Here is a 16,960-nt window from a genome sequence, read left to right as displayed (position 1 = left end):
TCGCCGCTGCTCCCGCTAAGGAAGTGCAGACCGTCGATGAGCAGCCTGCCACCCTGGTGGTCACGGCTGCACCGGCAGAGACCCTCTCGACCTCGATGTCGGGAACGGTGACGAGCACGACGTGCGCTGCCGGCGGCTCGGCCAAGTCGGGCAGCGCTGCGCTGTCCGTCAACGATGAGACGCTGATCTACCTTGCGACGTCACGGCCGCTATGGCGCGACCTCACGGTGGGTGACGTCGGGGCGGATGTGCGTTCCCTTCAGGAGGAGTTGGTGGCACTGGGGCATGCGCTCCGGCCGGACGGCCGGTTCGGATCGGCCACGCTCAGAGCGGTCGTCGAGATCGCCAGGAACGCCGGAGCGAGCGACTCGGCCACCTGGGCCGACCTGCCACATTCTCGCGTGATTTGGCTTCCTGCGTCGATTGTCCAGACGGTGACATGCGACCGTCAGCTGGGAGACCGGGTGAGCGAGGGTGATCCGGTTGCGACGCTGGTCGGGGGAGTGGCGGCAGCCCGGGTTGCACCCCTGCCGCAGAATGCCCTGGCGGGCGACAGAGTCGTGGCCGTCGGCGACCTGACGCTTCCCGTCGACGGGTCCGGGTCGATCGCAGCAGGCGACGATCTCACCCGCCTGGCGCAGTCCTCTGCCTACCGGGAGCATCTTGATGACACGGGCACTGGACCATCCGGTGCGGGTGCTTCCGGCGATGGTTCGGCGGGGGCGGGACTGTCGGTCCAATACCGCCTCGCGACGCCCGTCGGCGTGTTCTCGGTTCCCGCTGCATCCGTGTACGACACCCACGGAGTCTCGGCGTGCGTCGTGGCAGACGGGCGGGGCATCGCAGTCACGATCGTCGGTTCGCAGTTGGGGCAGACCTTCGTCGTGCCCGAGCAGGACCAGAAGCTGCGCCACGTAGGCCTTGACACGAAGGACGCTCCCGCGTGCCGGAAGTAGGCTTCGGCGACGATCCGCGACGTGTCGTGGCGACGGACCTCTCGCACCGATTCGGAGAGACGTCCTTCTTGTTCGTCGGGTTGAATTTCACCCTCGTGCCGAACGAGGTCTACGCACTGACCGGTCCATCCGGGTCGGGGAAAAGTACCCTGCTCAGCTTGCTCGCCGGGTGGGCCGATCCGACATCCGGCACACTGTCCCGGCAGAACATCGACAAGATCTCCTGGATCTTCCAGAACCCGCACGGAGTCGCCGGTCGGACCGCCGAGGATCACGTCGCCCTTCCGCTCCTGGCGCGAGGGCGGACGCACGCGGACGCCCGAGCAGAGGCTCGAGTCCGTTTGGCACGCGTGGGACTCTCGCGTGTCAGTGGGTCTCCCTTTCGAGATTTGTCGGGAGGCGAAGCGCAGAGACTGATGCTCGCCCGTGGCCTGGCAGCCGAGCCGGACCTCCTGTTGGTCGACGAGCCGACGGCTCAACTCGATTCCCATACCGCCGCCACGGTCAACGACGCGATTGCTGCGGTCGCGGGCCAAGGAAGCATCGTCGTGGTCGCCACCCACGATCCACGAACGCGAGCTGCCTGCGCCGGTGTCATCGATCTGGCCGCCCAATGAGGCTCGGCTCGCTCATCCGCGAAGCCGTGTTGAACGTCACCAGTGGAGCCACCCGGGCGGCGCTCTTCTGCCTCGCCCTCGCGTGCGTCGTCGTCGGGTGCGCGGGTGCGGAGATCGCGGTGGTCGCAGACATCGAGCATCGCGCCGCGGAGTTCCGCGACAGAGGCGGGTCGACGCTCGTGTATCGCATGAAGAACGGAATCGACGCATCGGTCTGCGATCGGCTGAGGTCGATCCCCGACGTGTCCGCGGCCGGGGCCGTGCGACAACGGAGCAGTGGAGAGGTTGCGGCGGCATTGCCGGACCAGGTCATCCCGACCTTCGACGTCTCGGCCGGATTCGGAGGCTACCGAGCACTCGGTGAGAGATCCACGGCCAGTGGTGTCTTCATCGCAGAAGACCTGGCATCCACGCTCGGCGTCACGTCTGGCCAGTCGCTGGCGCTGACCTCGGGCGCTACCCGGATCGGAGCTGTGTTCCCGTATCCCGCCGACGGGCGCCTCTCCGGTTACGGCTATTCGATTCTGAGTCCCGCCGACGCGTCCCAGCCGTACGACGAGTGCTGGATCGAGGCCTGGCCGGTGACCGACGCGCTCCTCTCCGTCGTCCCGACCGTCCTCATACCCGGCGCTGCGTCGAACGTTCCCCCGGGCCAGGGGCCCCAGCTCAAGCAACTCAACGCATCTCTCGGCACGCGATTCGACGGCGCTCACGCCTTCGAGAGCAGGATCACCCGATTTGCGCCAGTCGTGGTCGCCGTGGTCAGCGTCACCCTGGGGTTCATCTCCGTCACTCGTCGGAGGCTGGAGTTGGCGGCCGCGCGCCACGCCGGCGTGACTGCCGCCAGCCAGACATTCCAGTTGATGGTCGAATCTCTCGCGTGGGCGGCGACCGCGTCGCTCGTCGCGCTGCCGATTCTCGGGACTTTCGCGCTTGTGCAACAGCCCGGAGATCCGACGTCCTTGTGGAGCGTTGCGCTGTGGCCCGTGGCGGCTTCGGTGCCGGCGGTCCTCATCGGGACTGTCAGTGCGGTTCTCGGCATTCGGGAACGGCACCTGTTCGTCTACTTCAAGTCCCGATGAGGCGTGCAGCGCCTCAGTCGCGCACCGGCTCCAGCAGCACCTCCGGCCCCGGGTCGACGCGGCGGTCGCGGGACCGCTGCCAGAAGTACCCGGCCAGCGCCAGCACCGTGATGACGATCAGCGTCCCCACCGTGAACCCTTCGAAGGTCGGCCGGTCGACGCCCCAGGTGTCGACGAAGTCGTACTTGACCCCGAGCAGCCCCTCCAGCGTTCCCGGGAAGACCGCGACCCACGACCCGAGCAGCACCCACGCGTAGATGATCACGACCGCGATCCACAGCCCGGCCCGGCCTCCCGGCACCCGGAAGGGGCGCTCGACGTCCGGGTACTTGCGGCGCAGCCGCACGATGGACGGGAAGATCACCAGGTACGACAGCAGCAGGGTGGAGATCGCGACCGTGAGCACCACCGTGAACACCGCCGCCGTGCTGCCCTTGAGCAGCAGCGTCGCCGCGACGCAGAACACCGTGGCCACGATCCCGGAGAGCAGGTTCATCCGCACCGGGGTGCCGAACCGCTTCGAGAAGACGCCGAAGTAGCGGAAGAACGCGCCGTCCGCGCCGGCGGCGGCCTGCACGCGGTCGGAGGCGATCATCCACGCGCTCGCCTGGGTGAGCACCACGAACACGAACAGCAGCGCTGCGATGAACATCACCGGGCCGGTCGCGATGCCGTAGACCGAGAAGACCTCCTTGAAGGCGTCGAGGAGGCCGCTCGCGCCCTGCACCTTGTTCGCCGGCAGCACCGCCAGGATGGCGAAGATCGGCACGAGGTAGCAGAGGATCGACACGATGCCGGACGACGTGATCGCCCGCGGGACGTCGCGCTGCGGGTCGCGCATCTCCTCCGCCGCGCCGTTCGGCGCCTCGAAGCCGACGACCGCGAAGAGGATGACCGGGGTCACCGCGAGGAAGCCGCCGAGCGTCGGCGAGAACGCGCCTGCCGCATACCCGTGCACGCCGTTCTTGATCGCGTAGACGGCCACGGTGACGACGAACACCACCAGCAGCAGGATCTTGACGATCGCGCCGGCCGCGACGATGTGCTTGCCGTACTGGAGGCCGATGATCGCGGTACCGATGGCCAGCCAGATGAACACCAGCTTGAACACGATGTCCCCGGCGCTCCCCTCCGGAAGCGGGGCGATGTAGGCGCCCCAGGTCGCCGCGGAGATGAACACCAGCGAGCCGCCCATCCAGAGCGGGTTGGTGATCCAGTAGAACAGCGTCGCGATCGCCGCGGTGAGCTTGCCGAACGCGAGCCGCACCCACACGAAGGGGCCGCCCTCGTCGTGGAACGTGCTGCCGAGCTCGGAGATGACGAGCGCGTACGGGAAGAGGAAGGTGATCCCGATCACGGCCGTCCAGGTGAACGCCTCGGCGCCGCCTCCCGCAGCGATCTGGGCGACGGTGTCGATGGAGATGACCGCGCTGATCGACAGGAAGACGATGTCGAGCCGGCCGAGGGTCTTGCGGAAATGCTGGGTTCGGATGTTCGAGGTCTGGAGCTTCGTGTCGGTCATCGGGGGACTCCTTCGTCCTTGCATTCTCTTCGGGTGGGGACTGGTGGGGGAAATCCGGCGGGGCGGGGACGCTCAGCCGGTGGGGAGGCGTTACCCGGCGCTGAACGCGCGGTCGAGGCGGAGGATCCTCTCGGCACGGCCGAGCCGCGGGAGGTCGCTGCCGTCACGCACGACCCTGCCGGCCTCCTCGAACTCCGCGAGGAAGCCGCTGGCCCAGGACACGTCCTCGGCGGAGGGCGCCATCACCTCGTTGACGATGCCGACCTGGGTCTCGCGCAGGCAGAGCCGTCCGGTGAGGCCGAGCGCGGCGGCCGCCCGCGACTGCTCGGTCAGGATCGGCGCGCCGTCGACCACCGACGGTCCGTCGATCGGGCCGGGGAGGCCGCCGACGCGGCTGGCGACGACGAGCCGCGAGCGCGGGTAGGCCAGGGCGACCTCGGAGTTGGCGACGCCGGTGTCGCGGCGGTAGTCGCCGCTTCCGAACGCCAGGCGGAAGGCGCCGGGGGCGCGGGCGATCAGGGCCGCGTTCTCGATCCCGAGAGCGGACTCGATCAGGGCGACGACCGCAGTCGCGCCGCCCAGCCGCTCCGCGGTCTCGGTGACGTGGGCGGCGTCCTCGGTCTTCGCGAGCACGACCCCGAGCAGCCCGGGGAGGCCGCGCAGCCGGTCCAGGTCGCCGGCCCAGAACGCCGAGGTGCGGTCGTTCACGCGCACCCACGCCTCGCCGGCGGACTCCAGGAAGCGTGCGACGCGCTCGCGCTCCATCTCTTTGCGGGAGGCGTCGATCGCGTCCTCCAGGTCGATGACGACCGCGTCCGCCTGCGACCCGGCGACCGCGACGGGGTCGAGCCGGGCGGCCGAGATCAGCAGCCAGGAGCGCGCGACCTCGGGCGGCACCCGGGTCGTCGAGCGGGGCGTGACGTCGAGCTGCATCGTCATCGCCGGCCTCCTACGCGTGCTGGAACCACGTGGTCTTCAGGCCCACGTAGTTGTCGATGGCGTGGCGGGAGAGGTCGCGGCCGAAGCCGGACTGCTTGAACCCGCCGAACGGGGTCGTGGAGCCGAGCGCGTCCACGGTGTTCACCGAGACGGTGCCGGCGACCAGCCGCTCGGACACCCGGTGGGCGCGGGAGAGGCTGGAGGTCCAGAGCGACGCGGCGAGGCCGTAGTCGGTCGCGTTCGCAGCGCGCACGGCGTCGTCCTCGTGGTCGAAGGCCTGGACGACGACCAGCGGGCCGAAGACCTCGTCGCGGTGCAGGGCGTGCGACAGCGGGAGGCCCGCGACGATCGCCGGGTCGATGAACGCGCGCGAGCCCTGCCGCTGGATGCGCTGGCCGCCGATCAGCTCGCCGTCGCGGGCGGCGGCCTCGATCGCGGCGGCGACGCCGTCGGCGTGCGACTCCGAGACGAGCGCGCCGTTGCCGCTGGCCGGGTCGAGCGGGTCGCCCGAGCGGTACGCCTCGCTGGCTTTCGTGAGCAGCCCGACGAACTCGTCGTAGACCGGGCGCTCGACGAAGATCCGCGAGTTGGCCGAGCAGACCTCGCCCTGGTTGTAGAACGCGCCGAAGGCGGCCTTCTCGGCGGCCAGAGCCAGGTCCGCCACGTCGGCGAAGATCAGGTTGGAGCTCTTGCCGCCGGCCTCCAGGCTCAGCCGCTTCAGGTTCGACTCGCCGGCGTAGGTCAGCAGCTTCTTGGCGACGGCGGTGGAGCCGGTGAAGGTGAGCGCGTCGACGTCCGGGTGGAGGCCGAGCGCGCGGCCGATCACCGAGCCGGGGCCGGGGACGACGTTGAGCACGCCGGGCGGGATGCCGGCCTCCAGCGCCAGCTCGCCGAGCCGGAGCGCGGTCAGGCTGGTGGTCTCGGCCGGCTTCAGCACGACGCTGTTGCCGGCGACGAGGGCGGGCGCGAGCTTCCAGGCGGCGATGTCGAGCGGGTAGTTCCACGGGACGATCGCGGCGACGACGCCGAGCGCGACCCGGCTGACGATGGCGGTCGATCCCGGGGGAGTGGACGGCACCTCGTCCGTGAGCTTGTCGGCGAGTTCGCCGTACCAGCGGAACGTCGCCGCGGTGCCGGGCACGTCGACCGTGCTGGTCTGCGACAGCGGCTTGCCCATGTCGAGGGATTCGAGGAGGGCGAGTTCGTCGGCGTTCCGCTCGATGAGGTCGGCGAGGCGGCGGAGGACGGCGCCGCGGTCGGCGGCGTCGCGGCGGCTCCAGACGCCGGACTCGAAGGCGGCGCGGGCGACGGCCACGGCGCGGTCGACGTCGACGGAGCCGCCCTTGGCGACCTCCGCGAGCGGTTCGCCGGTGGCCGGGTTGATCGTGACGAACGTCTCGCCCGACGCGGACGGGACGCGGTCGCCGCCGATGACGGCGCGCCCGTCGATGCGGGTCGCGAGGCGCGGGACGGCCTCCGGGGTGGCCGCGGTCGTCGTGGTCTCGAGCGTCATGCGGGGCTCTCCTCCGTTCGCCACGGTCGGGAACCTCCCGCCGTGGTCTTCGCAGAGTACGCACGAGTGGTGCATCGGAACGAGCGCTGAAAAGCGTTGCACTGCATCGCTCGAAGTGATGCAGCCGAGTGGACCAACTCTGGACGGTTTCGTGGCAGGGATGATTCGCGTGCGCACGACGCACGCGAAGCATCACTTCAACTGATCCAGTACGGCGATTCTCATTGTTTTACAGATTCGCTGCGGCCTGCTGACAATGGCCAGACATCCACGGAACAGCACAGACCACCACGGATCAGCGAAGGAGATCAGCATGTCGAGCCAGGAGATCGAGGTCCTCGTCGTCGGCGCGGGACAGGCCGGTGTCGCGATGAGCGCCCACCTGACCGAGCGCGGCATCCCGCATCTCGTACTGGAGCGCGGCCGCATCGCCGAGCGCTGGCGCTCGGGCCGCTGGGACTCGCTCGTCGCCAACGGCCCCGCCTGGCACGACCGCTTCCCCGGCCTGGAGTTCGACGACGTCGACCCGGACGGCTTCGCCCCCAAGGAGCGCGTCGCCGACTACTTCGTCTCCTACGCCGCGATGACGAACGCGCCGATCCGCAGCGGGGTGGAGGTGCTGTCGGTGCGCCGCAACCAGGGCGCGCCCGGCTTCCGGGTGGAGACCACCGATGGCTCCTACACGGCGCGCTATGTCGTCGCGGCGACCGGTCCGTTCCAGAAGCCGGTCATCCCCACCGTCATCCCGGCCGACGCGGGCGTCCAGCAGTTGCACTCCAGCGACTACCGCAACCCCGCGCAGCTGCCGGAGGGCGGCGTGCTCGTCGTCGGCGCCGGCTCGTCCGGCGTGCAGATCGCCGACGAGCTCCGGCGCGCCGGCCGGCAGGTGCACCTCTCGGTCGGGCCGCACGACCGGCCGCCGCGCCGCTACCGCGGCCGGGACAACGTGTGGTGGCTGGGCGTCCTCGGCAAGTGGGAGGCCTCCGCGCCCGCCGCCGGCGCCGAGCACGTGACCATCGCCGTCAGCGGCGCCCGCGGGGGACGCACCGTCGACTTCCGCGAGCTGGCCGAGTGCGGCATCACGCTCGTCGGCCGCACGCAGGACTACGTGGACGGCGTGATCCGGTTCGGGAGCGACCTCGCGGCCAACATCCACGCCGGCGACGCCAACTACCTCTCGGTGCTCGATGAGGCCGACGCCTACATCGAGCGCAACGGCCTCGACCTGCCCGAGGAGCCGGAGGCGCGCATCCTCGGCCCCGACCCCGCCTGCGTCACCGACCCGGTCACCGAACTCGACCTCGCCGCCGCAGGCATCAGCTCCATCGTCTGGGCGACCGGCTTCGGCGTCGACTACGGCTGGTTGCAGGTGGACGCGCTGGACGCCGCGGGCCGTCCGGTGCACCAGCGCGGCGTCTCCGCCGAGCGCGGCGTCTACTTCCTGGGGCTGCCGTGGCAATCGCGCCGCGGCTCCAGCTTCATCTGGGGCGTCTGGCACGACGCCGCCTACATCGCCGACCAGATCCAGATCCAGCGCACCTACCTGTCGTACGAGAACGCCGCGGTCGCGGCGGAAGGAGCAGCCGTCTGATGCCGACCCACACCCGTATCCGCCCGTTCAACACCAAGGACACCTACCCTGAGCAGAACCTCGACAACGACCTCTGCCAGGCCGTCGTCGCCGGCGGCGTCGTCTACCTGCGCGGTCAGATCGGCCAGGACCTGGAGACCCGTGAGTCGGTCGGCATCGGCGACGTCGAGGCGCAGGCCGAGAAAGCCATGGCGAACATCGCGATGCTGCTGGAGGAGGCCGGCTCGAGCCTCGAGGACATCGTGAAGGTGGTCATCTACATCATCGACCCGCGCTACCGGGAGGCCGTCTACCGCGTCGTCGGCCGCTGGCTGAAGGGCGTCTTCCCGGTCTCCACCGGCATCGTCGTGTCGGCGCTGGCCCGGCCGGAGTGGCTGGTCGAGATCGACGCCACGGCGGTCATCAGCTCGCCCGCGGCCGTGGCGGGAGGCGCCGCGTGACGTTCTCCATCCTCGCCGTCGACGACACCGGGGCGATCGGCTCCGCCATCTGCTCCTCGTCGCCCGCCGTCGCCGCCCGCTGCGTGAACCTGGCCGACGGCGTCGGCGGCGCGCACTCCCAGAACATCACCGACCCGCGCCTCGGCCCGCGGCTGATCGACGGACTGCGCGACGGCCGCCCGGTGGAGGAGCTGCTGGCGTGGGTCGTGGACTCCACGCCGGACATCGACTACCGGCAGCTCCTCGTGATCGACCGGAACGGCCGCTCGGCCATCCACTCCGGCTCGCACGTGCTCGGCCACCACGGCCAGGCGCAGTCGGCGCACGCGGTCGCGGCGGGCAACATGCTGGCGCGCGACGATGTGCCGCAGCTCATGGTGGACGCCTTCGAGGCCTCCACCGGCGAGCTGGAGGTTCGGCTGCTGGCCGCGCTCCAGGCCGCGATCGCCGCCGGCGGCGAGGAGGGGCCGGTGCACTCGGCCGGCGTCGCGGTCGTGCGCGACGCCGGCTGGCGGGTCACCGACCTCCGTGTGGACTGGGCAGAGAACCCTGTCGAGCTGCTGGGGCAGATCCTGGTGGAGACATGGCTGCCGCAGCGGGACGCCTACGTGACGCGCGGGCTGATGCCGGCGGGGGCGCCGAGCTATGGGGTGCCGGGGGATGAGTGACGTCGCGGTCGCTGCGGCGGCGGCGGTGAAGGACCGCGCCCGCGCGCTGGTCGACGCGGACCTCCCGTCGCTCATCGTCCTGTCCGAGGCCCTACACGCCGACCCCGAGACCGCTTGGAACGAGCACCGCTCCAGCGCGCGCCTGCAGGAGGCGCTGGCCTCCCGCGGCTTCGCCGTGACACCGGCCTACCTCGGGCTGGACACGGCGTTCCTCGCCACCTCCGGCACAGGCCCGGTGCGCATCGGCGTCTGCGCCGAGTACGACGCGCTCCCCGGCCTCGGCCACGCTTGCGGGCACAACCTCATCGCCGCGATCGCGGTCGGCGTCGCCGGCGCTCTTGCTGCGCTGGTCGATGAGCTCGGCATCACCGTGGAGGTCTACGGCACCCCGGCGGAGGAGGGCGGCGGCGGCAAGATCGAGCTGCTCGACCGCGGCGCGTTCGCCGGGCTCGACCTCGCGCTCATGGCGCATCCCGGGCCGGTGGACGTCGCCGAAGCCCGGCCGTTCGCGGTGGCGCACTCGCACATCCGCTACGACGGCAAGGCGGCCCACGCCGGCGCGTACCCGGAGGAGGGCGTCAACGCCAACGACGCCTTCGTGGTCGCGCAGGTCGCCATCGGTCTGCTGCGCCAGCAGCTGCCGCACTCCGCGCGCGTGCACGGCATCCAGACGGTCGGCGGGCAGGCGCCCAACGCCATCCCCGACCGCACCGAGGGCCGCTGGTACGTCCGCGCCGAGACGCTGGCCGAGCTGGAGCGCATCGAGGATAAGGTGAACCGCTGCTTCGAGGCGGGTGCGCTGGCCTCCGGGACGACGCTCACCATCACACCGGAGAGCAAGCCGTACTCGGAGTTCCGCAACGACCAGCGGGCGCTCGGGTTCTACCGCGCCAACGCGGAGGCACTGGGGAGGGTATTCGACGGGAGCTCCGCCGCCGGCCGGATGAACCGCGCCTCCACCGACATGGGCAACGTGTCTCAGGTCGTCCCGGCCATCCATCCGTACATCGGTGTCGGCAGCCTCCCCGCCACCAACCACCAGCCGGAGTTCGCCGCCGCGTGCGTCGGGCCGCTGGCGGAGAAGGCGCTGCGGGATGCCGCCGTCGCGCTCGCGCAGACCGTCGTGGATTTCGTGTCGTGACCGCCATCCGCACCGAGCACGACTCGCTCGGCCCGGTCGAGGTCCCGGCCGACGCCTACTGGGGCGCGAACACGCAGCGCGCCGTCGAGAACTTCCCGATCTCCGGGCGCGGGATCGGGACGTATCCCGAGCTCGTGACCGCGCTCGCGCTGGTCAAGCAGGCGGCCGCGCGGGCGAACGCGGAGATCGGGGTGCTGGAGCCGCGAGTCGCGGAGGTGATCGACGCCGCGTGCCAGGACATCGTGGACGGCGGCCTGCACGACCAGTTCGTCGTCGACCTGATCCAGGGAGGCGCCGGCACCTCCACCAACATGAACGCTAACGAGGTGATCGCGAACCGCGCGCTCGAACGCCTCGGGCTCCCGCGCGCGAGGTACGACGTCATCCACCCGCTGGATCACGTCAACCGCAGCCAGAGCACCAACGACGTGTACCCGACGGCCGTCAAGGTCGCGCTCACGATCGGGCTGCGGCGGCTGATCGCCGAGCACGCGCTGCTCGCGGCGGCGTTCCGCGCCAAGGGGGTGGAGTTCCGGGACCACGTGAAGATCGGCCGCACCCAGCTCCAGGACGCCGTGCCGATGACGCTCGGCCAGGAGTTCACGGCGTTCGCGGTGACGATGGACGAGGACAACCTGCGGCTGACCGAGACCATCCCGCTGCTCGCGGAGATCAATCTCGGCGCGACGGCGATCGGCACCGGCATCACGGCGTCGCCCGGCTATGCCGCCGCGGTCGTCCGCCAGCTGGCTGGGCTGACCGGCTTGCCGCTGGTGACCGCGACCGACCTCATCGAGGCGACCTCCGACACCGGGGTCTTCATGCTGGTCTCGGCCGCCCTGAAGCGCGCCGCGATCAAGCTCTCGAAGATCTCCTCGGACCTGCGGCTGCTGTCCAGCGGCCCGCAGTTCGGCTTCGGCGAGCTGCACCTGCCGCCGCGCCAGGCGGGCTCATCGATCATGCCGGGCAAGGTCAACCCGGTCATCCCGGAGGTCGTCAACCAGGTCGCCTTCGCGATCGCGGGCGCCGACGTGTCGATCACGATGGCCGCCGACAACGGCCAGCTCCAGCTCAACGCCTTCGAACCGGTGATCGCCAACGCGCTGCTGCAGGGGCTGACCTGGCTCACGAACGCCTGCCGGACGCTCCGGGTGAACTGCGTGGACGGCATCCAGGCCGACGCCGAGCTGCTGCGCATCCGCGTGGCGTCCTCCGTCGGGCTGGTGACCGCGCTGACGCCGCGGATCGGCTACACGACCGCCGCGCAGATCGCGCACGAGGCGCTGGAGACCGGGGGAGACGTGCGCGCGGCCATCGTCGGCCGCGGGCTGCTGACGGCGGAGGAGTACGACGCGATCACCGACCCGCGGGCGTTGACCGGGGCGTGCTGAGCCGCCCCTCCAACTCTTCCGGAGTTGTGCACGCTGCGGCCCGGCGTGTCGCGTGCAGAACTCCGGAATCGATGGCTGGGGGTCAGCGGGTCCAGGCTCGGAGCGTGGCCGCGGCGGCGGACACCACGTCGCCCAGCCACGGCAGCACCGCCGTCGCGAACGTCCGCCGCACCTGGCTCACGTCGTCGTCCGCGGACTCCGCCACCCAGATCACCTGCTCGCCCGCGTAGACCGAGTCCAGGAGCCGCACCAGCGGCTCGACCGGTGTGGCCGCCACGAGCTCGCCGTCGGCCACGGCCTCCCTCAGCGCCGAGCGCGTCAGCTCGGTGAACTCCCGCGGCCGCCCGAATGCCGAGCGCGGGTCGGATCCCGGGTGCACCTGGCCCCAGAAGGCCACGACCACGCGCGCCTCCTCGCGTGTCACCGCGGAGGTCGGCAGGATCTCCTCCGCGATCGCGAGCAGGGCCGCAAGCCCGCGGGCCTCGCCCGTGCGCGCCGCGATCCGCTCCAGGGTACGGTCGATTCCCCGCTGGGCCGCTGCCTCCGCGATCTGCTCGACGGAGTCGAAGTAGTGCCAGAGGGTCCCGGGCACCACGCCGAGGTCGGCCGCGACCGAGCGGCCGTGCGTCCCGGCGGCGCCGGTGCGCGCGAGCACGCGCAGGTAGGCGTCCACGATGTCGCGGCGGCGCTGGTCGTGATCGACGATCTTCGGCACGCTCCCCATCTTGCACGACGCGACGCGGAGGTCGGAGCAGGGGCCCCAGCCGGGCGCTTCGCGTCGGGAACGGAGGAGGTCGACCTCCGCGACCCCCGATACCGCAGCGAACGGAGGAGGGGCCACCTCCGAGGGCCCGAATCTCCTCCGTTGCCCCGCACCCGCGCCCGCCCACACGCGCGGCGCTGCCTCCCGCCGCGCCACCAACGGAGGACTCCCGCCCCCCACCCCGCCCGATCTCCTCCGCTACCTGCCCAGACCCGGCGTGTCGTCCCGAATCTCCTCCGTTACCAACATCGCGCTTCCCTCAGCCGGATTTTGACGCTATAGTCAATAACCATCGGGATCCCACCGACGAAGGAGTTCTGGAATGTCCCTGACGATCGCCACCGCGACCTCTCACCCGCTCGCCGCGCTCACCGGAGCCGAGATCGACCGCGCCCGCGAGGTGTTCGCCTCCGCCGGCCTCGTGTCCGAGCACACCCGGTTCACCTACGTGATGCTGCGGGAGCCGCACAAGCGCGACGTCCTCGACCCGGACCGCGCCGCCACGCTGCACCGCGAGGTGGAGACCCTGCTGCTCGACTTCGCCACCGGCGCCGTCACCCACGCCGTCGCCGACCTCGCCGCGGGGGAGGTCGTCCACACTCGCGAGCTCGACCCCGTCACCGAGGGCACCGCGCCCGTGCTGGACGAGGAGTTCGGCCTCGTGGACGAGATCGTCAAAGCCGACGCCGGCTGGGTCGCCGCGCTCGCCAAGCGCGGCATCCACGACATCAGCACGGTGCGCACCTGCCCGTTGACCGCCGGCCACTTCGACTACGACGACGAAGAGGGCCGCCGGATGTTCCGCGTGCTCGCCTTCGTGCAGCAGAGCGAGTCCGACCTCCCGTGGGCGCACCCGATCGACGGCCTCGTCGCGCACGTCGACACCCTCTCGCGCTCCGTGATCCGCCTGGTCGAGACCCCGATCGGCACCGTGCCGCTGGAGTCCGGCGACTACCTCGACCCGGAGGTCACCGGCCCGCTGCGCACGTCGCTGAAGCCGATCGAGATCACCCAGCCGGAGGGCGTCAGCTTCCAGTACCGGGACGGCGTGCTGAGCTGGGAGAACTGGGACCTCCGCGTCGGCTTCAACGGCCGCGAGGGCCTCACCCTCCACGACGTCGCCTTCACCTACCAGCAGGAGCGCCGCCCGATCATGCACCGGGCCTCCATCTCGGAGATGGTCGTCAACTACGCCGACCCGACGCCCATCCACGGCTGGCAGAACTACTACGACGCCGGCGAGTACCAGTTCGGCCGCCTCGCGAACTCGCTGGAGCTCGGCTGCGACTGCCTCGGCGACATCTTCTACCTGGACGCGGTGGTCGCCGACGACTTCTGCCGCCCGCGCACGATCAAAAACGCGATCTGCGTCCACGAGGAGGATTACGGCATCCTCTGGAAGCACACCGACGAGTTCACCCACACCTCCGAGGCCCGCCGCCAGCGCCGCCTCGTCGTCTCCTTCTTCACCACCGTCGGCAACTACGACTACGGCTTCTACTTCTACTTCTACCTGGACGGCACGTTCGAGGTGGAGGCCAAGGCGACCGGCATCGTCTTCACCGGCGCCCACGACGGCGGCGACGACCCGTACTCCACCCCGCTCGGCCCCGGCCTCGGCGCACCCGTGCACCAGCACATGTTCTGCGCCCGGCTCGATATGACCGTGGACGGCGTCGCCAACGCGGTCGACGAGATCGACGTCGCGCGCGTGCCGGTCTCGGAGAGCAACCCGTGGGGGAGCGCGATCGGCCGGACCATCACGCGCCTGTCGTCGGAGGCCTCGGCCGTCCGGGACGCCGACGGTTCGGTGGGCCGCGTCTGGTCGATCAGCAGCGCCTCCCGCCGCAACCGCGTCGGCCGCCCCACGAGCTACGTGCTGCACCCGTCGTCGGAGCCCGCGCTGTTCTCCGCGGACGAGGCGCACCAGCGTCGCCGCGCCGGTTTCGCCGCGCACCACCTGTGGGTGACGCAGTACGAGCCGTCGGAGCTGTGGGCGGCCGGATACGCGGTGAACCTGCACCCCGGCGGCGCGGGGCTTCCGGCCTACGTCGCCCAGGACCGCCCGCTCGACGGCGAGGACATCGTCGTCTGGCACACCTTCGGGCTGACGCACTTCCCGCGCCTGGAGGACTGGCCGATCATGCCCGTGGACTACGCCGGCTTCACGCTCAAGCCGTACGGGTTCTTCGACCGGAACCCGACGCTGGACGTGCCGCGGTCGACGTCGTCGTCGTGCCACACGGCGGGTGCTGCTGCTTCTGCAGCCTCCTGCGGCGCCGATTGCACCTGCGGGCACTGATGCTGCTCGACGTGGGCGCGCTCGGGGCCTCCACGGTCTCCGCGTGCTGCCTGCTGGGCTCGCCGCGCCCGGTGCGGGTGTGGGTGTCGGCCGGGCTGATGGTGCTCGCGATGGCGGGATGCGTGCTCGGGTCGTCCGTGCCCGGCGTCGGACTGGCCGCCATCGTGTTGTCGCTGGCCTCGGCGGGATTCGCGCTGCAGCGGCGGTCCGGGAGGGTGCCGCCGATGAGCCTGCACCGGGCGCTCGGCGGGGTGACGATGGCGGCGCTGGTGGCGATGTCGCTGGGGATGGCGCGGGAGCCGTCTCTTTCTGCGCACGCCCACGGGGTCTCGCTCGGCGCTATCGTGGTCGGGTTCGTCGCGGGGTATCTCGCGTACAGTGCGTGGCTGCTCGTCACGATGGTGCGGGCTCGCGGACTGTCGCGTCGTCCCGCTGCGCGCGGCCTCCTGGAGCTCGGCGAGGTCGCCGGGATGGCCGTCGGCGTCCTGCTGATGGCGGTGATGTAGGCGGCGTCAGCCTTCGGTGCCGTGCCCGGACTCCGCGATCGCGACCCTGAGCTCCCGTGCGACATCCTCGAGCGTGCGCCCCGAGGCCACCGCCATCCCGGCAATGTAGGCCGTGAGCGGCGCCGCTGGCCGCGTCACCCCGTGGGCGGCGTCCTTCGCGAGGTCGAGCAGCGCGGAGACATCGCCCGGCTCCAGGCTCACCCCGAGCCGCCGCGCGGCGGCGCCGGCCCATGCGTCGAGTTCCTGCGGTTCCATCAGTGTCGCTCCTTCAGTCGTTCGAGGTCGTGCTGTTCGTCGATGTCCGCGACCGCGTCGCGGTGGGCGCGGACGATCGGGAGTCCGAGGTGCCCGATCAGCGCGCGGACCGGCCGCCCGGCGGTGCCGCCGGCCGCGTCGAGCGCGTCGAGCTGCGCCCTGAGCGCCGCGACCGGGACCCGCGCGAGCAGCCACTGCACATTGCCGTCGTGATCGGCCAGAATGCCCACATCGATGGCGTGCAGCGCGGCGACCGTGCTGCGTGGCCGCGCAAGATCGGCCGACACGATGAGCGTCTCCGCGGCCTCCTCGGGCAACGCCGCGACGCCCGCCGCGATCCCCGCGCACGGCCCACCCCACCGCGGAAACTCGGACACGGTCACGACCCCGCGCGGGACGGTCTCGTTGGTCGCCGACACGAGGACGACCGTCGCACAGCCGCCCACGGCCTCCATCGTCCGCTGCAGCAGCGTGCGCCCGTCGACCTCCGCACGCAGCTTGTCACTGCCGAAACGCGTCGAGCGGCCGCCGGCGATGACGATGGCGGCGGGCGGCGGGGGAGGGACGGGCACGAGGTCCAGCCTGGCACGGTCGGGGGTGCGGCACGAGCGCTGCTGGCCGCGCCATTCCCTACACAAGGCATTTCCTTCCGGCTGCGAGCGCTTTTCTTACCCTGTGCACTCGACGGCCATTGGGCGTCTCACACTCGCCTTTCGTCCTTCTGGGAGGTCTGGCGACGTGGACCGAAGTCTCAGATCGCTGGGACGAAGGCGACCATCCAGTTGGGCCGCGCACGGAATGCGAGTTGGGCTGCCACCGCGTAGCTACGCAATATTTCAGGGATCTCAACGGGCGCGCCGTCGACTTCACGTTCTCCCCACGGGCAGACGTGCTTGGTGACACATACAGCATTCCGTAGGTCGAGTATCCGCCGGCGGCGACGGCGCGCTTTAGATGGTCGGAGATGGCCGGAAACTCTCCGTCGGCGGCCGATCCGCGCCGCTTGGTCACTTCGACCAGGATCAGCCTCTCGTTGGCCAGATCTTGGATTTCGACGTCTGCCATCCCGCCCGGTGAGTGGCGACCGCCCGAGTTCGTCCCGTGATGAACGATTCGGCAACCTCGGTGTTCAAACGCCTAGCGTAGGTCTGATGTGATCTTCTGCTCGAGTTCAAGAGCAGCATCGAGATCGTCGTATCGGCTTGTCATTTATCCCCGCTTGTAGTTCGAATTCTCCCCAATACAATGGCGCGTCGACACGACGTTCAGCATCA

At 70.7% G+C, this 16,960-nt stretch carries 16 protein-coding genes; 10 read left to right on the top strand and 6 right to left on the bottom strand.

Going from position 1 to position 16,960, the window contains the following annotated elements:
- Positions 1-23: 23 nt before the first annotated feature.
- From AC1ROW_RS05805 to AC1ROW_RS05795, 3 genes are read left to right on the top strand one after another with little or no spacing between them, the layout of a single operon-like run.
- Entirely contained in the window at positions 24-956 is a 933-nt protein-coding gene (locus AC1ROW_RS05805; protein ID WP_493017888.1) for a peptidoglycan-binding domain-containing protein, read from the top strand.
- Positions 944-1,573: an ATP-binding cassette domain-containing protein gene (locus AC1ROW_RS05800; RefSeq protein WP_493017887.1), complete on the top strand. Its 630-nt coding sequence runs from the start codon at positions 944-946 to the stop codon at positions 1,571-1,573. The genes AC1ROW_RS05805 and AC1ROW_RS05800 overlap by 13 nt, the downstream gene beginning before the upstream one ends.
- Complete coding sequence (locus tag AC1ROW_RS05795) at positions 1,570-2,655, top strand: hypothetical protein (protein WP_493017886.1); 1,086 nt, start codon at positions 1,570-1,572, stop codon at positions 2,653-2,655. Before AC1ROW_RS05800 ends, AC1ROW_RS05795 begins: the two co-directional genes overlap by 4 nt.
- A 13-nt stretch (positions 2,656-2,668) precedes the next feature.
- Here the strand turns inward: AC1ROW_RS05795 and AC1ROW_RS05790 are convergent, their stop codons facing one another.
- The 3 genes from AC1ROW_RS05790 to AC1ROW_RS05780 form a co-directional block, all read right to left on the bottom strand.
- The gene (locus tag AC1ROW_RS05790) at positions 2,669-4,177 is read right to left on the bottom strand and encodes an APC family permease (RefSeq protein WP_493017885.1); all 1,509 of its coding nucleotides are present in this window, start codon (positions 4,175-4,177) and stop codon (positions 2,669-2,671) included.
- 90 nt (positions 4,178-4,267) lie between these two features.
- Positions 4,268-5,116, bottom strand: coding sequence for an HpcH/HpaI aldolase/citrate lyase family protein (locus AC1ROW_RS05785; RefSeq protein ID WP_493017884.1), 849 nt, complete (start codon positions 5,114-5,116; stop codon positions 4,268-4,270).
- A 10-nt stretch (positions 5,117-5,126) separates the two neighbouring features.
- Entirely contained in the window at positions 5,127-6,629 is a 1,503-nt protein-coding gene (locus tag AC1ROW_RS05780; RefSeq protein WP_493017883.1) for an aldehyde dehydrogenase family protein, read from the bottom strand.
- A 313-nt stretch (positions 6,630-6,942) separates the two neighbouring features.
- Here AC1ROW_RS05780 and AC1ROW_RS05775 point away from each other — a divergent pair, with 313 nt between their 5' ends.
- From AC1ROW_RS05775 to AC1ROW_RS05755, 5 genes are read left to right on the top strand one after another with little or no spacing between them, the layout of a single operon-like run.
- The gene (locus tag AC1ROW_RS05775) at positions 6,943-8,220 is read left to right on the top strand and encodes a flavin-containing monooxygenase (protein WP_493017882.1); all 1,278 of its coding nucleotides are present in this window, start codon (positions 6,943-6,945) and stop codon (positions 8,218-8,220) included.
- Positions 8,220-8,660 (top strand): RidA family protein, encoded by a 441-nt coding sequence (locus AC1ROW_RS05770; protein ID WP_493017881.1) that lies wholly within the window; start codon positions 8,220-8,222, stop codon positions 8,658-8,660. Before AC1ROW_RS05775 ends, AC1ROW_RS05770 begins: the two co-directional genes overlap by 1 nt.
- The gene (locus AC1ROW_RS05765) at positions 8,657-9,328 is read left to right on the top strand and encodes a DUF1028 domain-containing protein (protein WP_493017880.1); all 672 of its coding nucleotides are present in this window, start codon (positions 8,657-8,659) and stop codon (positions 9,326-9,328) included. The genes AC1ROW_RS05770 and AC1ROW_RS05765 overlap by 4 nt, the downstream gene beginning before the upstream one ends.
- On the top strand, positions 9,321-10,469 hold the full coding sequence (locus tag AC1ROW_RS05760) for a M20 family metallopeptidase (protein WP_493017878.1): 1,149 nt from the start codon (positions 9,321-9,323) through the stop codon (positions 10,467-10,469). The genes AC1ROW_RS05765 and AC1ROW_RS05760 overlap by 8 nt, the downstream gene beginning before the upstream one ends.
- A complete protein-coding gene (locus tag AC1ROW_RS05755) occupies positions 10,466-11,860 on the top strand; it encodes an aspartate ammonia-lyase (protein ID WP_493017877.1) in 1,395 nt (464 codons plus the stop codon). Before AC1ROW_RS05760 ends, AC1ROW_RS05755 begins: the two co-directional genes overlap by 4 nt.
- A gap of 82 nt (positions 11,861-11,942) precedes the next feature.
- Here AC1ROW_RS05755 and AC1ROW_RS05750 read toward each other — a convergent pair whose 3' ends face one another.
- Positions 11,943-12,575, bottom strand: coding sequence for a TetR/AcrR family transcriptional regulator (locus tag AC1ROW_RS05750; RefSeq protein ID WP_493017876.1), 633 nt, complete (start codon positions 12,573-12,575; stop codon positions 11,943-11,945).
- A 370-nt stretch (positions 12,576-12,945) separates the two neighbouring features.
- Between AC1ROW_RS05750 and AC1ROW_RS05745 the strand changes: the two genes are divergently transcribed.
- Positions 12,946-14,925 carry a primary-amine oxidase gene (locus tag AC1ROW_RS05745; protein WP_493017875.1) on the top strand — a complete coding sequence of 660 codons (1,980 nt, stop codon included), beginning with the start codon at positions 12,946-12,948 and terminating at the stop codon, positions 14,923-14,925.
- The gene (locus AC1ROW_RS05740; protein ID WP_493017874.1) at positions 14,907-15,431 is read left to right on the top strand and encodes a hypothetical protein; all 525 of its coding nucleotides are present in this window, start codon (positions 14,907-14,909) and stop codon (positions 15,429-15,431) included. Before AC1ROW_RS05745 ends, AC1ROW_RS05740 begins: the two co-directional genes overlap by 19 nt.
- A gap of 6 nt (positions 15,432-15,437) precedes the next feature.
- On the opposite strand, the gene AC1ROW_RS05735 is transcribed toward AC1ROW_RS05740, so the two are convergent.
- On the bottom strand, positions 15,438-15,686 hold the full coding sequence (locus AC1ROW_RS05735; RefSeq protein ID WP_493017873.1) for a DUF6457 domain-containing protein: 249 nt from the start codon (positions 15,684-15,686) through the stop codon (positions 15,438-15,440).
- On the bottom strand, positions 15,686-16,258 hold the full coding sequence (gene mobA / locus AC1ROW_RS05730; RefSeq protein WP_493017872.1) for a molybdenum cofactor guanylyltransferase: 573 nt from the start codon (positions 16,256-16,258) through the stop codon (positions 15,686-15,688). Before mobA ends, AC1ROW_RS05735 begins: the two co-directional genes overlap by 1 nt.
- Positions 16,259-16,960 lie beyond the last annotated feature (702 nt).

The organism is Leifsonia sp. GW821-FHT13C09 (assembly GCF_058806435.1).
The sequence above is the reverse complement of the archived record's forward strand: the minus strand, read 5'-3'. Positions and strand labels throughout refer to the sequence as shown.